This is a genomic window from Martelella sp. AD-3, assembly GCF_001578105.1.
Lineage (GTDB): Bacteria > Pseudomonadota > Alphaproteobacteria > Rhizobiales > Rhizobiaceae > Martelella.
Window position 1 is genome coordinate 449,341 of the sequence record NZ_CP014275.1, and the last position, 15,628, is coordinate 464,968.

At 61.2% G+C, this 15,628-nt stretch carries 12 protein-coding genes, 1 tRNA gene and 1 pseudogene; 6 read left to right on the forward strand and 8 right to left on the reverse strand.

Annotated elements, in window-relative coordinates:
- Nucleotides 1-3: 3 nt before the first annotated feature.
- Complete coding sequence (gene ubiA / locus AZF01_RS02045; RefSeq protein ID WP_024706194.1) at nt 4-957, reverse strand: 4-hydroxybenzoate octaprenyltransferase; 954 nt, start codon at nt 955-957, stop codon at nt 4-6.
- An 82-nt stretch (nt 958-1,039) separates the two neighbouring features.
- On the reverse strand, nt 1,040-2,302 hold the full coding sequence (locus AZF01_RS02050) for a cyclopropane-fatty-acyl-phospholipid synthase family protein (protein WP_024706193.1): 1,263 nt from the start codon (nt 2,300-2,302) through the stop codon (nt 1,040-1,042).
- Nucleotides 2,303-2,527: 225 nt separating this feature from the next.
- On the opposite strand from AZF01_RS02050, the gene AZF01_RS02055 reads away from it, so the two are divergent.
- On the forward strand, nt 2,528-3,391 hold the full coding sequence (locus AZF01_RS02055) for a hypothetical protein (RefSeq protein WP_152534415.1): 864 nt from the start codon (nt 2,528-2,530) through the stop codon (nt 3,389-3,391).
- Between the two features lie 120 nt (nt 3,392-3,511).
- Here AZF01_RS02055 and AZF01_RS02060 read toward each other — a convergent pair.
- From AZF01_RS02060 to rplU, 5 genes and pseudogenes are all read right to left on the reverse strand, one after another.
- Nucleotides 3,512-5,677, reverse strand: a pseudogene (locus tag AZF01_RS02060) (Tex family protein); the annotation flags it as partial.
- Nucleotides 5,678-5,838: 161 nt separating this feature from the next.
- Nucleotides 5,839-6,405 (reverse strand): GNAT family N-acetyltransferase, encoded by a 567-nt coding sequence (locus tag AZF01_RS02065; RefSeq protein ID WP_024706190.1) that lies wholly within the window; start codon nt 6,403-6,405, stop codon nt 5,839-5,841.
- Complete coding sequence (locus AZF01_RS02070) at nt 6,402-7,040, reverse strand: GNAT family N-acetyltransferase (protein ID WP_024706189.1); 639 nt, start codon at nt 7,038-7,040, stop codon at nt 6,402-6,404. Before AZF01_RS02070 ends, AZF01_RS02065 begins: the two co-directional genes overlap by 4 nt.
- A gap of 143 nt (nt 7,041-7,183) precedes the next feature.
- On the reverse strand, nt 7,184-7,456 hold the full coding sequence (gene rpmA, locus AZF01_RS02075; protein WP_024706188.1) for a 50S ribosomal protein L27: 273 nt from the start codon (nt 7,454-7,456) through the stop codon (nt 7,184-7,186).
- Between the two features lie 41 nt (nt 7,457-7,497).
- Nucleotides 7,498-7,812: a 50S ribosomal protein L21 gene (rplU, locus tag AZF01_RS02080; protein ID WP_024706187.1), complete on the reverse strand. Its 315-nt coding sequence runs from the start codon at nt 7,810-7,812 to the stop codon at nt 7,498-7,500.
- 313 nt (nt 7,813-8,125) lie between these two features.
- Here rplU and AZF01_RS02085 point away from each other — a divergent pair.
- A tRNA-Ser gene (locus AZF01_RS02085) sits at nt 8,126-8,215 on the forward strand.
- Between the two features lie 159 nt (nt 8,216-8,374).
- Here AZF01_RS02085 and AZF01_RS02090 read toward each other — a convergent pair.
- The gene (locus AZF01_RS02090) at nt 8,375-9,823 is read right to left on the reverse strand and encodes a DUF6880 family protein (protein ID WP_024706186.1); all 1,449 of its coding nucleotides are present in this window, start codon (nt 9,821-9,823) and stop codon (nt 8,375-8,377) included.
- Nucleotides 9,824-10,061: 238 nt separating this feature from the next.
- On the opposite strand from AZF01_RS02090, the gene AZF01_RS02095 reads away from it, so the two are divergent.
- The 4 genes from AZF01_RS02095 (at nt 10,062) to AZF01_RS02110 (ending at nt 15,604) form a co-directional block, all read left to right on the forward strand.
- Nucleotides 10,062-10,895 carry an acetoin reductase gene (locus AZF01_RS02095; RefSeq protein WP_244435484.1) on the forward strand — a complete coding sequence of 278 codons (834 nt, stop codon included), beginning with the start codon at nt 10,062-10,064 and terminating at the stop codon, nt 10,893-10,895.
- 360 nt (nt 10,896-11,255) lie between these two features.
- On the forward strand, nt 11,256-12,029 hold the full coding sequence (locus tag AZF01_RS02100) for a YrhK family protein (protein ID WP_024706184.1): 774 nt from the start codon (nt 11,256-11,258) through the stop codon (nt 12,027-12,029).
- Nucleotides 12,030-12,147: 118 nt separating this feature from the next.
- A complete protein-coding gene (locus AZF01_RS02105; RefSeq protein ID WP_024706183.1) occupies nt 12,148-13,764 on the forward strand; it encodes an FMN-binding glutamate synthase family protein in 1,617 nt (538 codons plus the stop codon).
- A gap of 232 nt (nt 13,765-13,996) precedes the next feature.
- A complete protein-coding gene (locus tag AZF01_RS02110) occupies nt 13,997-15,604 on the forward strand; it encodes an APC family permease (RefSeq protein WP_024706182.1) in 1,608 nt (535 codons plus the stop codon).
- Nucleotides 15,605-15,628 lie beyond the last annotated feature (24 nt).

The window sequence follows — 15,628 nt, forward strand, 5'->3', positions numbered from 1 at the left end:
TCCTCAGGCGAGGAAAATCGCGGCCACGAGGCCGAGGAAAACCACCAGGCCGACGCGGCTGTTGAACTTGAACAGTTTGAGGCACTGCGCGCCGTCATCGATATCGAGCACGGCGATCTGGTAGAACAGCATGGCGCCTGCCGCCAGAAGGCCGGCGAACGCGGCCCAGCCGAGGCCGGCGACAAGACAGGCGACGACAAGCAGGGCCAGCATGGCGGCATAGAAGAGGACGAGCCAGGGTTTCGTCTTTTTCCCGAACAGCAGCGCGGTGGAGCGCACCCCGATGAGCGCGTCATCCTCCTTGTCCTGATGGGCATAGATCGTGTCGTAACCGATGGTCCAGACGATTGCGGCGAGATAGACCAGCACCGCCGGCAAGGAGAGCGATCCGAACACGGCCGCCCAGCCAACAAGCCCGCCCCAGGAAAAGGCCAGCCCCAGGAAAAGCTGCGGCCAGTCGGTGAACCGTTTGGCGAAGGGGTAGATCGCCACGAATGCCAGCGAGGCGAAGCCGAGCAGAACCGTGAACAGGTTGAACGACAGCAAAACGGCAAGGCCGGTCAGCGCCTGCAGCAGAATGAAGATCTTCGCCTGCCGCCGGGTGACGCGGCCGGACGGCAGGGGACGCGAGCGCGTGCGCGCCACCTGATTGTCGATATCGTGATCGACAAGGTCATTATAGGTGCAGCCCGCCCCGCGCATGGCAACCGCTCCGATGAAGAACAGCAGGAGATGGGCGATGAACTGGCCGGGCCGGAAGGCGTTGGCCTCGGCCGTCACGGCCGCCGCCATAGCCGCCGACCAGAAGCACGGCCACATCAGCAATTGCCAGCCGATCGGCCGGTCCCAGCGGGCAAGCTGGGCATAGGGCCAAAGCCGGCGTGGCAAAAGGTTGTAGACGAAATTATCCGACGGAGCGTCGAAAACGCGGCCGTTATCCTCTGTGGTCGTGCCCATGAGACCTCTGTGCATCAAAGCGTCAAGTCTGCCGACCGGTCAGGTGCCGTCTGGAGCCTTTATCCCCGAAGAGGGCAGGGCTTCAGTCGAATTCGACCGGTTCGAGAGGCGCCCTGGTCGCTTCCGCGGCCTTGAGCTTCTCCTCGGCCTCGAACATATAACGGCGGTTGTTCGGCGTGGCAAACTGGCTCTTCGACAACTGCATCTGGAAGACGAACATCTTGTCCCATTCGAAGGCCATTTCCGAACCCGCGAGATAGAATTCCCACATGCGGAAGAACTGCTCGTCATAAAGCCTGATCGCTTCCTCCTTGCGGGAAACGAAGCGCTGGCGCCAGGCGCGCAGCGTGTGGGCATAATGCATCTGCAGGATTTCGATGTCGCGCACGAGAAGGCCGGATTTTTCCACCGCCGGCAGCACTTCCGCAAGCGAAGGAATGTAGCCGCCGGGGAAGATGTATTTCTCGATGAAGGGGTTGGTGTGGCCATGGCCAGCGATGTCGCGCCCGATCGAGTGCAGCACCATGACGCCATCGTCATCGAGGAGCTCGAAGCACTTGTCGAAAAAGTTCCTGTAGCGGCCGATGCCCACATGTTCGAACATGCCGACCGAGACGATCCGGTCGAAGGGCTTGGCCTTCATGGTGCGGTAGTCCTGCAGCTTAAAGCGCACCCTGTCGGAAAGCCCGCGCTTGGCCGCGCGATCCTCCGAGATGTCATGCTGCTCATGGGAGAGCGTGATGCCGGTGCAGTCGACGCCGGCCATCTCGGCGAGATACATGCTCAGCCCGCCCCAGCCCGAACCGATCTCGAGAACGCGCTGGCCTTCATTGAGGCGCAGTTTCGCGGCGATGTGGCGCTTCTTGGCAAGCTGCGCCTCATCGAGCGAAATGTCCGGCGGATCGAAATAGGCGCAGGAATACTGCCAGTCCTCGTCCAGAAACAGGCTGAACAAGGGTGGCGTCAGATCGTAGTGATGCGAGACATTCTTGCGGTTCCTGTTGATCGGCAGGCGCGTGCTGATCTGGGCGAGGCCGGTACGCCAGAACAGTTTCGCCGCCATCATGGGACTGAAGACGATATCGAGCGTATTGCGCCGGACGAGCGAGAGGAAATCGTAGATATCGCCCTCCTCCATCAGGAAGCGCCCCTGCATGTACATCTCGCCGAGCGTGAGAGCCGGGTCGCTCGCGACGAGATCCTGGGCCTGCCTGTCTGTGAAGCGGACAGCGACGGGTTCGCCGGAACCGTCTCCGAATGTGGTGATCTCTCCCGTTTCCGTCTTGATCCTGAGTGTTCCGGTTTTGATGATCTTGTCGATCAGGTTGAACAGCGGCGAAGCCATCGCAATCCCCTGAATGCCTGCTAATGTCACATATTGTTAAGCGTACAATATTCGTTTTGAAACAAGAAACAAGGCGGTCCCGGCATCTCCCGCGCCTTGACTTCCGGCCTTTATTTCAAAGACTTGCAGAATTCGCAATTTTTGGTTGCGACGTGCCGACGTGTTTGAAAATGTGTGACGGAAAGACTTTTGTGCGAATTGATTCGGGTGCCGGGGGCGTGAACAATGACTTTTGGTGAACGACTGAAGGCGGTCATGGGCGGATCGCTGGGCCTGCTGTTTTCAAACATCGTGGTCGCGCTCAGGATTGCCTGGCCCTGGGTGCTGCTGGCCTTCTTCGTCAGTCTGTTTTCGCCGGCAGAGCCGGTGCGTCTCGAATCGAGCGCGCTCAGCAACCGTCAGGTGCTGCTGTCTGTTCTCGGCGCTGTCGCCATGGGCGTGATCTATATCATCGCCTTTTGCTCCGTCGCCGTCGCCTGGCACAGGCACGGTCTTCTGGGCGAAATGCCGAAGTCTTTTCCGGTGCGTTTTGCACGGCGCGAACTGCGTTTTCTCGGCAAGAGCATTCTTGTCGGGCTGGTGATGCTGCTGATCATGGTGCCGGTGGTCGCTGTCGTGGTCCTGCTCGCAGCGCTTTCGCGCAATGGCGACTGGTTCTCACTGCTCCTCTTCGGACTCGTCGGCCTTGTCGGGTATTTTGCCGTCGTCGCGCTGGCGATGCGCTATTCCCTGGTGCTTCCGGCGACAGCGGTTGACCGCGATTTCGGAGTCGCCGATGCCTTTCGCCATGGCGAGGGATTCGGTCTTGTCATGGCAATCACCAACGTCGTCATCGCGCTTCTGGTCATGGTTCTGTCGTTGCTGTTGCAGTTCGGCCTTGCCGCGCTGGCCGCGCTCTACCTGACAGTCGCGCCGGCGGCGCTGGCGCCGACGGTCGGCGCCTTTGTCACGGTGGTTGCCGTCTTCTTCAGTACGGTGACGTCTTTCTTCACCATGTTTTCCGGCCTCGCCGTGGTTACCACCGGCTACCGGGTGGCCGGCGAGAGCCGGGGCTATGATATCTACGGCAACCGGATCGAAAAGCTCTGAGCGCTATTTCCTGCGCATGGCATCCGCCAGCGCCGCGCCGAAGGCCCCTTGGGACGCCCGGTTGTCACGCTTGTTCGTCCGTTCAGGCTTGCGGTCGTTGCGCGGCCCCCCGGCGGAAGGCGCGCCGTCATCCTTCTTCATCGACAGGCCGATGCGCTTGCGTTTCACATCGACATCGACCACACGCACCTTCACCACATCGCCGGCCTTGACCACCTCATGCGGGTCCTTGACGAAACGGTCTGCCAGTTGGGAGACGTGGACGAGCCCGTCCTGATGCACGCCGATGTCGACGAAGGCGCCGAAGGCGGCGACATTGGTCACCGTGCCTTCCAGCACCATGCCGGGCTTCAGGTCGGAGATCTCGTCAATGCCGTCTGCAAAGCTTGCGGTCTTGAATTCTGGGCGCGGGTCGCGGCCGGGCTTTTCCAGTTCGGAAAGAATATCGCGCACCGTCGGCAGGCCGAAGCGTTCGTCGACGAACTGGCGCGGGTCGACGGATTTCAAGGCGGCGCTGTCGCCCATCAGGGTTCTCAAGTCGCGTCCGCAAGCGGCGACGATCTTCTTGGCCACGTCATAGGCTTCCGGGTGCACGGCGGAGGCATCGAGCGGCTCCTTGCCGTCGCGGATGCGCAGGAAGCCGGCGCATTGCTCGAAGGCGCGCGGGCCGAGGCGGGCGACCTTCAGCAGTTCCTTGCGGCTCTGGAACGCGCCGTTCTCATCGCGGTGGATGACGATGGCTTCGGCAATGGACGGTCCTAGGCCGGAAACGCGGGCAAGAAGCGGGGCGGAGGCCGTGTTGAGGTCGACGCCGACGCCGTTCACGGCGTCTTCGACCACCGCATCGAGCGAGCGCGACAGTTTGATCTGGTCGACATCGTGCTGGTACTGGCCGACGCCGATCGACTTCGGCTCGATCTTCACCAGTTCGGCCAGCGGGTCCTGCAGGCGGCGCGCAATCGACACCGCGCCGCGCAGCGACACGTCGAGGCCGGGGAATTCCTTTGCAGCCGTTTCCGAGGCCGAATAGACCGAGGCGCCGGCTTCCGAGACGATGACCTTGACCGGTTTCGGCTCGGGGACCTCCTTCAGCAGATCGGCCACGAGCTTCTCGGTCTCGCGGCTTGCCGTGCCGTTGCCGATCGCGATCAGCGAAATCTTGTGGCGGGCGATCAGCGCCTTCAGCACGGCCATTGATCCCTGCACGTCATTGCGCGGCTGGAACGGGTAGATCGTGGCCGTGTCCAGAAGCTTGCCGGTGCCATCGACGGCTGCCACCTTGACGCCAGTGCGGATGCCCGGATCAAGGCCGAGCGTGACGCGGGAGCCGGCAGGAGCTGCCAGCAGCAGGTCCTTGAGGTTGCGGGCGAACACATGGATCGCCTCGTCCTCGGCGCGCTCGCGCATCTCACGCATCAGGTCGAGCGACAGCGAGGTGGACAGCTTCACGCGCCAGCACCAGCCGGCGACCTGCATCAGGAACTCGTCCGCCTTGCCCTTCGCCCCGATATCGAAGAAACGGGCGATCATCTGCTGGGCGGGCTTGATGGGGGAGGGGCTGTCGCGGTCGGCCTCGATCGCCACCGTCAGCACCTCCTCATTCCAGCCGCGCAGCATGGCAAGCACGCGGTGGCCGGGCGCGGTGGCGAATTTCTCCGAATGCTCGAAATAGTCGGCGAACTTTGCGCCGGTTTCTTCCTTGCCTTCGACCATCCTGGCGTAAAGGACCGCATTGTCGCGCATATACTGGCGCAGACGGCCGACGAGTTCGGCATTTTCGGCGAATTGTTCCGAGAGGATGTCACGAGCGCCATCAAGGGCGGAGCGGAGATCAGCCACGTTTTCGTTGAGATAGGCGGCGGCGAGCTTTTCCGGATCTGCCGAACGGTTTTCGAAGATCGCATCGGCGAGCGGCTGCAGCCCGTTCTCGCGCGCGATCATCGCCCTTGTGCGGCGCTTCGGCTTGTAGGGCAGATAGAGGTCCTCGAGCTCGGATTTTGTCGTGACGGCGGCGATCTTGCCCGCCAGCTCTTCCGTCATCTTGCCCTGGCTCTGGATTGATTCCGTGATCGTCGTCCGCCGCGCCTCGAGTTCGCGCAGATAGGTCACCCGCTCCGACAATTGCCGCAGCTGCGTATCGTCCAGCCCGCCGGTCGCCTCCTTGCGGTAGCGCGCCACAAACGGCACGGTCGCGCCGCCGTCCAGCAGTTCGAGCGCCGCGTTCACCTGGTCGGGCCGGGCCTTGATTTCATCGGCGACGATGCGGGCGATTTTGGTGTCACTCATGGGGCAGGTCTGTCCTGTTCATTGTCTCTGGTCGCGGAAGGTAGCGATGCGGACGGCAATGACAACCAAAATTCATGTCGGAACCATGGCCATCCCCATGGATGTGTCCGCGGCGAACAGGGAAAAGGCCGGGCCGCTTGCGCTGGCCCGGCCCTTGACCATCAGCCGAAGTGATAGGGGCGGAAATAGTCCGGCGTCAGCGCCGTCGTGACTTCCTGGACCATCGCACCGCGGCTTGCGGCATAGATCTCCCTGAGGCCCGTGACCTGAAAGCCGAGGCGCTGCTGGACCTTCAGCGAGCCTGCGTTTTCGGCCATGGCCCCGGAGTTGAGCGTGACCGCGCCCTTCTCGGCAAAGAAGCGGGCCACCAGGGCGGAGGCCGCCTCGCTCATGAAGCCGCGACCCCAGTAGTAGCGGTTCAGCCAGTAGCCGAGGTGGTAACCGCCCTGCCTGAGCTCGATGGAGACGAGGCCGATCAGCACCCGGTCTGCCGGCTGGGTGATGGCGAAGGACCATGCCCGGTCGCTGCTGTCGGCGTTGGCCTCAAGCCAGTCCTCGGCATCATCGAGCGTGAACGGGTAGGGCGGACGCGACAGCATGCGGGTTACCGAAAAATCGGAGAGCACGCCGGTAATCGCCTCCGCATCTTCAGCACGAAGCGGCCGCAGGCAAAGCCTCTCGGTGTCGATGGTCGCGGTCTTCTGTCGCTCTTGCAGGTCAAGGCTCATCTCTGTCCTCCCCAGCTCTTCAGCGACATCCAGTTGCGCCGTTCCAGCCGGTACCATTCGACCGCGACCGAGCCGCCGATGGCGAGCGACTGCACCATGCCGGGTCCCTGGAACTGGAAGCCGCACTTGTGCAGCACCCGCCGCGAGCGCGCGTTGACCACCCGGCAGCGCGCATCGATATGGTCGACCTCGTTCCTCGTGCGGAAGACCATGTCGATCAACACCTGGGCGGCTTCCGTGGTGTAGCCCTTGCCCCAATAGGGTTCGCCCAGCCAGTAGCCGATCTCGACCACGCTGTCGTCATCGGGGATGTTCTCGATGCCGCAGCAGCCGATGAATTCGCCGTTTTCCGTTTTCGTGATGGCATAGACGCAATTGCCGATCGCGCCCTCTTTGGTTCGCTCCACGAACTTGGCGGCATCGGCTGTCGTATAGGGATGCGGCATGCGCGACACCATGGTCGCGATCTTGTCGTTGTCGGCGAGATGGGCAATGGCGTCAATGTCATCTTCGTGCGGGGCTCTGAGGACGAGCCTTTGCGAGAGAAGAACGGGGCAATCCCGCCTTTGACTATCCGGCCTCAGCCGCTCTCTGGAAAGCCGGGATTGGCTCTCCCTTTGTAGATCCCTTTGCATTGTCAGGTCCTTTCCTGGGTTTGAAACGAAAGAAGGGAAGATGGTGGCGTCCCATCTTCCCTTCTGTTTCAAATTCCAGGTTCGGTAACCTGATATTCAAAGCCGGGTCGATGTGACGCCGGATTTGAATTGAGCGGTCCGGCTTATTCCGCTGCTTCTGCCTGTTTCGGCGCCACGGACACGTACATGCGGCCGTTGGCGCGCGCACGGAACGTCACATTGCCTTCAATCTTGGCGAAAATAGTGTGGTCCTTGCCCATGCCGACATTGTCGCCGGGATGCCACTTGGTGCCGCGCTGACGAATGATGATGTTGCCCGGAATGACGTTCTCGCCACCGAACTTCTTCACGCCAAGGCGCTTGGACTCAGAATCGCGACCGTTGCGCGACGAACCGCCAGCTTTTTTATGTGCCATTGGAGTTCTCCTTTAAACCTTCGAAACTTCTGCTTTGAAAATCAGCCGGCGACGATGTCGGTGATCTTCACGACCGTGACGTGCTGGCGATGACCGCGCGAACGCTTGGAGTTCTGGCGACGACGCTTCTTGAACGCGATAACCTTGCGGTTACGGGTCTGCTCAACGACTTCCGCCTTGACGACTGCGCCCTTGACGAAGGGAGCGCCGATCTTGGCGTCAGCGCCTTCGCCGACAACGAGAACGTCGGAAAACTCAACCGTAGCGCCTGCTTCGGCATCGAGCTTTTCGATGCGCAGCGTGTCTTCGGCATTCACGCGGTACTGCTTACCGCCGGTCTTGATGACTGCGAACATTTTTTTACCTTTCATGTTCTCAATCCGGCTCTGCTCTCTTTGGATTGAAAGAGAACGGCCGTCTTTTTATCAGCCTGGTTAAAGCAGGGAGTTGCAAAGAAAAATTCTTGTCAAACCCGGTCTGCCGGTGAAGTCTCCCTTGCGGGAGAATTTCGCGCATGCCGCAGGACATACGCATCCGGCAGGGTGCTTACGATGAAGCCGCCGCAAAGTCAATAAATCACCGCAAAAAAGCTTGCGCCATGCTCTTGCAAGAACGCCCTTTGCCAGCTAAGAGACACCCCGCGTCAAACGCGCAGACCGCATGGTTCCTGGAGAGGTGGCAGAGTGGTCGAATGCACCGCACTCGAAATGCGGCATACGGGCAACCGTATCGGGGGTTCGAATCCCCCCCTCTCCGCCAGGCCTTCAGCATAAAATCAATGTTTTGCGTTTCGGCTCGCTGAGCCGATTGGGGCACCCAAGAATGCTTGGTTTTAGCCGGACACGAGCGAGGGCCACAGCCGGGGCGCTTTCTTGAGGCTGATGAGATGCCTGCGGCGCATTTTTCGCAGAGACAGAATCAGTAAAGCCGCTCCACCGCCGTCCAAAAGCCCGTTTTTCTGCCGTGGTCGCGCCGCAGCTTTGTCAGATAGTTATGATGTAAGTCAGCCGACCCGAAATCGGCAATCTGCGCTGCAAGCGCTTCGCACGCGATCACGTGTCTGGCTGCATGCTTGTAGCGGCTGGAACGGGCGTTTGTGAGACTGAAGTCGATCATGGCTCTGAGCAGCAATGTCGCCGCAAGCGGGTATTTCTCCTTCAGCGTTTCGCTGGCCGGCGTCAGAAGCTCGTAATAGTTGCCGTCGATTTCACCACAACGATCGAGGACTAGCGCATTGGCCTCGCGAAGCGCCGGCCATTCCATGAAGAACAGCAGGGCTTGATGCACGTTCGGATACGTCGCGACCCAGGACATCGCTTTTTCTTCCGCCTCGATGTCATCAAAATCGGGCAAGCGTTTCAGATAGTCGCGGAGATGCTGCTGTTCGAGCGATGCTTCAAAACACTGCCATCTGAAGTCCTGCGCCTCGTCGCCGCGGCCCAGTGCCTCAAGCGCATCGGCGCGTGCCCGTTCCCATTCCAGAACCGGCAAAAGCCGGTCTTTCTTCGGTGCTGCCCGGTCGAGCCGTGTCAGTGCTTCTCCGGCTCTGCCGGCTTCAAGCAGCCGTTCCGCCATACTTGCGGCGATCATCGGCGAGCGCTTGGCTTCTTCGGTCTGCAGCGCGATATAGGCATCGACGTCGCCCTCGGCATCGGCAATGACTTCCAGCGCGATGCGGGCGGACAGATCATCGTGACGGTTATAGACCTCATCCTCGTAAAGCGGTCCGTTCTGGCTCATGCCGATGATCCGGCCTTCGCGCCGGGGCTTTTCCTGTCCGGTTTCGTCGAGCCATTGAGTGGAAAGTTCTTTCAGGCGTGCGAGTCCGTCAGCGCCGAGCGCCGGTAGCATTGCCTCGATCAGCGGATCATATTGACCGTAGCCATTGTCGCGCAGCGCCTGAAATACCTTTTCCGCCAATGTTTCAGGGGATGTCTCCGATGCCTTTGCGATGCGCCCGGCATCGACACAGGCGAGGTGAAAGCTCTCGACGAGCGAACCGCTGCCATCATCGGAACGTGCGAAGATGGAATCGGACAGGTGCAGAAAGCGCCAGATCAGTTCGAACGCTTCGTCAGGGTCTTGAGGTTCAAGTTTCTCAGTGATGGCCGAACGTTGGGTTTCGAGGTCCGCTTTCAGCTTCTTGACCTTCCTCCAGTTTATGAAGCTGCGGGCGCGCTGTATGCGGGTGAGGTGCTTGCGGATTTCCCGGGCCATCTCGCCACTGCTCTGTTCGCCTGCAAGTTCCAGGCGCAACCGCCGTTTATGGGCAGCGCTTCCGGTCGAGATTTCGATCAAGAGCTCCGCCAGCCGCTTTGCGCCGAGCGCTTCCAGGTTCTTCGCGTTTAGCGTTGTCTTCTTGGCCATAAGCTCCGGCTCACTTAAATTTCATACCGATATTATTCGTTGAGTTGCGACAGTGGAAAGCCCCCGACCTGGAGAAAACACCTTTCGAAAATCAAACGCGGTATCGCAATTCCGCCTATGCGTTACCACATGGAAAAGTGGCTCACTAATCAAGTGAGTAAACCAAGCCGGCGCGCAGAACCGGCGGGCTTTGGGGGAACGCCGTTCTGCTCTCGTGTGCGGAAGCAGGAACCGAACCATGCGTGTGACCAGTGTCTCACTGTCATGCCGCAGAATGCAAAGGAAGGTTATCATGTCCCTCAAAGGTAAAGTCGCGTTGGTCACGGGATCAAGTCAGGGTATCGGGCGCGGTATCGCGTTGCGTCTGGCCGCGGATGGCGCGGATATCGCTCTGGTCGACATTCAGGCCGAGAAGCTCGCAGCGGTCAAGTCCGAGGTCGAGGCGCTCGGGGCGAAGGCCACAACGTTTGAAGCCGATGTGAGCAAGCGCGACCAGGTCTATGCCGCCATTGATGATGCCGAGCAAAAGCTGGGCGGCTTTGATGTGATGGTCAACAACGCCGGCATTGCGCAGGTGAAGCCGCTCGCCGATGTCACGCCGGAAGACACGGACCGTATCTTCCGCATCAATGTTGACGGCGTGCTCTGGGGTATTCAGGCGGCAGCGAAGAAATTCATCGAGCGCGGCCAGAAGGGCAAGATCATCAATGCCTCTTCCATTGCGGGACATGATGGATTCGAAATGCTTGGCATATATTCCGCGACGAAGTTCGCTGTTCGGGCTCTGACGCAGGCCGCCGCCAAGGAATATGCAAGCCAGGGCATCACGGTGAATGCCTATTGCCCGGGTATTGTGGGCACTGACATGTGGGTCGAGATCGACGAGCGCTTTTCGGAGCTTACCGGCGCGCCCAAGGGCGAAACCTATAAGAAATATGTCGATGGCATTGCGCTTGGACGCGCGCAAACGCCTGAAGATGTTGCGGCGCTGGTCGCTTTCTTTGCAAGCAGTGACTCCGACTACATTACCGGTCAGTCATTTCTGACCGATGGCGGGATTGTCTATCGCTGAAGCTGTAGCAGAGAGAGTTCGGCGGCGGATTTTCCCCGCCGCCTCGGTTTGCTGGCAAACCTCTCCTTTTAACGGGCGTCCTCGGCCTTGTGTCGAGGAACTGGCCACCGTTTTGCAGGGGCAGCGCCGGGTTTCATAACATATTTATTGAAATCATTTCCCGCCCGAGAGGCTTGTCGCGTTGACACGTGCTTGGATGCCGGGACAGGTCCGAGCATGACGGCGGAGCGTGAGGCAAGCTTTGTCAACACAACTGCGGCGGCCTGTTTTCCCGCTTTTCAGGGTTTTTGCGTCCCGGGGGTTGTTCCTGGGCCTTCGCCGGGGCCATGATCGGCGGCGAAAGAGGGAGCCCGGTCCGCCATGCCGCATATGTTCGTCAACCGACCGCGTATACATGATTTCGTCGCTGACGATCCCGACAACAGAAAGAACTTCCGCTGGGAGACCATCAATGCCGCCGCCTATCAGCTGGGCGGTCTGGTGTTCATCTTCGGCAGCATCTGTTTCTTCCCGGCGCTTTCCGCCTACGCCGATCTCGGCGCCTGGACCTTCTTTTTCGGTTCGCTGCTCTATCTCCTGGTCACCGGTCACGATCTGATCGAGGTGTTCATCCATGCCCGCGAGCGCGAGAGCGTTGCCACACTTTGGGACCGGCTGGAGTTCTGGGCGGCGTGGACCTATGTCGCCGGCACGCTGCTTTTCGTCGCCGGCAGCATCTTCTTCCTGTCGTCCGTCGGCTGGGAAACGGCCGGCGCCTGGTGTTTCATCATCGGCAGCGTTCTGTTCGTCGGCGGCGCGGTCATCAACGTCATCCAGATCGTCCAGGCCGACGATCTCGTGACGCTTCAGATGATGAACCTGACCGCGGTCGCCTTCGTCGTCGGATCGACACTCTTCGCCGTCGCCTCGATCCCCTATCTCTGGGAGGTTTCGAGCCCTGCCGACGAGGTCAGGATCGACGGTTTTCTCGCCTGGCAGTATCTCGTCGGAAGCGGATTGTTCTTCATCGGCGGCCTGCTCAATTATCGCCGCGCCTACCGCATCGTGGCCCAGGCGCTCGGCAAGCCGACCCTCTATGCCAGCCATCCGATGAAGCCCCTGGCGCCGCGCAGGAAGAAGCCCTGGGAGCGCTAGTGCGCCCCGATCGACCTGCCGAACCCGCCTTGAGACAACACCTGAAATTGCAGAGACCGGCTAGCCAGAATGTAAGCGTTCTGCTAGCGCATGAGATAAGGAAAAGGGGGAAGTCTCGATGGTTGACATGCTTTTGCGGTGCATCGTGCCGATCGCGGCCGCTTTCTTCACGGTTGTGGCGCTCGCGACGGGATGGTTCTGGATCCTCTTGTTCACGGTTCCGGCTCTGGCGGTCTCGGCTTATGACTGGTTCCAGTCGTCATGGACAATTACCCGCAACTATCCCGTTCTGGGTCGCATCCGCTGGATGGCTCTTTCGCTGCGTCCCTTCATCCGCGCCTATGCGGTTGAGGACGATACCCATGGGACGCCCTATTCCTATGCGGCGCGCGAACTGATCAAGACGCGCTCGCACGGGCTTCCCGATACCATTCCCTTCGGGACGGAACTCGAACTCTATTCCGATCCGCATCACTGGATTTCCCATTCCATGGCGCCGGAGCGTAATCCGGATCTCTCACCGCGCATCATGGTCGGCAACGCGCAGGCGTCGAAGCCCTATTCGGCCTCGATCCTCAACATCTCGGCGATGAGTTTCGGCGCGCTGTCGGCCAATGCCGTCAAGGCGATGAACATCGGCGCGCGCGACGGCGGCTTTTATCAGGATACCGGCGAGGGCGGTCTGAGCCGTCATCACCTGGAGCATGGCGGCGATCTCGTCTGGGAGATCGGTTCGGGCTATTTCGGCGCGCGCGACAAGGACGGCCGGTTCGATCCGGAGATGTTCCGCGACAAGGCGGCGAACGACGCGGTGAAGATGACCGAGATCAAGGTCAGCCAGGGCGCCAAGCCCGGGCATGGCGGCATGCTTCTGGGCTCCAAGGTGACGCCCGAAATCGCCGAGGTCCGCGGTGTTCCGGTCTATCAGAACTGTCTGTCGCCGCGCGGCCACTCCGCCTTCTCGACGCCCGCGCAGATGCTGCATTTTGCCGCCACGATGCGCGAGCTCTCCGGCGGCAAGCCGGTCGGGATCAAGTTCTGCGTGGGGCAGCCGCACGAGCCTTTCGCGCTCGTCAAGGCGATGCTCACGACCGGCATCTATCCCGACTTCATCGTCATCGACGGGGCGGAGGGCGGCACGGGCGCCGCGCCGCTGGAACTTGCCGACTGGGTCGGCATGCCGCTCTGGGACGGGCTGGTGCTGATGCGCAACGCCCTCGTCGGCGCGGGCGTGAAGAAACATGTGCGGCTTGCGGCCAGCGGCAAGGTGTTCTCCGGCATGGGGCTTGCCCACAACCTCGCCCTTGGCGCGGACTGGTGCAACGCCGCGCGCGCCTTCATGATGTCTGTCGGCTGCATCCAGGCCCAGCGCTGTCACACCGGCACCTGTCCCACCGGCGTGACCACCCAGGACAAGTGGCGCCAGCGCGCGCTCGTGCCGGAGGAACAGGGGCATCACGCCGCCCGGTTCCACAAGAAGACGCTCGAGGCGCTGGCCGATATCGTCGCCGCCTGCGGCTTTGCCCATCCCCAGGACCTTCAGCCGCACCACATCATGCACCGCATCGGCTCGCATGATTCCGTGCCGCTCGACAAGCTTCATCCCTTCCTCGCCGAAGGCGTGTTGTTGTCGGATCCGGACTCGACGATCTATGCCGACTGGTGGCGCGCGGCAAGTTCCGACAGTTTCCGTCCCGTGGAGGACCTCGTTCGCATCAGGGCGAACAACGGCTAGGAATGTGTGATCATTCTTTTATCGCAATGGAGGAGAATTCTCTCTTTCATACGGGTTGATCCGCGCCTTCACGTCAGCGCCAGAAACTGACGGAACGGCGCGCAAAGCGATTGACTTGAAACGGCGTGCGCATGAATACTTAAGATTGTGAGTATATACATTCGCTGCGGTGTGCCAGCAGGGGTGGCCGGCTGCATTCAGTGAAGCGCGTTAAGCTAGGGGAACATAAAAAATGGCAATGCGACGCGAAATCGGCCTGATCGGCCTGACGTTTGTCGCCGTGGGCGGCGTTTTGGGATCGGGATGGCTCTTTGCGCCGCTCGATACGGCCCAACTGGCGGGACCGGCCTCCATTATCTCATGGTTGATCGGGGCAGTGGCGATGCTGCTGATCGCCCTGACCTATGCGGAAAATTCCACGCTCTTTCCGATCGCGGGCGGTATCGCCCGCATTCCGCAGTTCTCCCACGGCCGGCTTCTGGCGCTGGCCATGGGGTGGAGCGCGTGGGTCGGCTACTGCACGACGGCGCCGATCGAGGTGAAGGCCTCTCTCGGCTATGCCTCGTCCTATCTTCCGTGGCTGACCAACGCCACCGGCGGCCTGACCTTTTCGGGCTACATCGCGGCCGCGATCTTCCTTGCCGTGCTCACGGTGGTGAACGTGTTCGGCGTTGCCTGGTTCGCCCGCATCAACACGACGATGACCTGGTTCAAGCTGATCGTGCCGGTGATCTTCATCGTCGTTGTGGTCGCCGCGCGGTTCGAGCCGTCAAACTTCACCGCCGCCGGCGGCTTCGCGCCCTATGGCGTTCCCGGCATCTTCGCCGCCGTTTCGACAGGCGGCGTGGTTTTCGCCTTCATCGGCTTCCGTCACGCCATTGACCTTGCGGGCGAGGTGAAGAACGCGCAGCGGGTGATCCCGCTGGCGCTGATCCTCTCCGTCCTGATCTGCCTTGCGATCTATCTCGGCCTGCAGATCGCCTTTGTCGGCGCCATCGACCCGACCTCGCTTGCCAGCGGCTGGCACACGATCGAATCGAGCCATGAACTCGGTCCGCTCGGCGCGCTTGCCACCTCCATCGGCGTCTTGTGGCTGCTCAGCATGCTGAATGTCGCCGCCGTGATCTCGCCGGCCGGCAGCGGGCTCGTCTCGGTCAGCTCGAATGCCCGCCTGGCGCTTGCCATGTCGAACAACGGCGTGTTCCCGCGCCTGTTCGCCAAGCTGAACGAATACGGCGTGCCGCTCTGGGGCCTGATCCTCAACTATGTGGTCGCGCTTTTGATGCTGATCATCCTGCCCTTCCAGGAAATCCTGGCGCTCAACAGCGCGGCGGTGGTGCTGTCCTTCATCGCCGGTCCGGTGTCCATGGTGGCCTTCCGCTATCTCGCGCCGAATGCCCGCCGTCCCTTCGTGGTGCCCGCGGCCGGCGTCATCGGGGCGCTTGCCTTCATGATCGCGACGCTGATGATCTACTGGTCGGGCTGGAGCACGATCTGGGTTCTGCTTGTGTTGCTGTTCATCGGCGCGGCGCTGTTTTTCCTGCGCCTGGCGGTGATCGGCCGGGAGGATCTGGAACCGATGAGCGCCGCGTGGTTCGGGGTCTACATGGCCGGCGTCGCCATCATCTCCTATCTCGGCGGTTATGGCGGCGGACTCGGCGTCATTCCGCATCCGGTCGATTCGATCGTGGCGGCCCTGTTCTCGCTTGCCGTCTTCCTGATGGCGGTGCGCGGACGGATCTCGCAGGACATTTTCGACCGCTTCCGCCGCGAACAGCACGATATCGAGTTGCAGGAATATGGCGGCGCCGATGTCGAGGATGTCATGACGCGCGAGTAATCCGGGCGCCTGCCGAATGGGCTT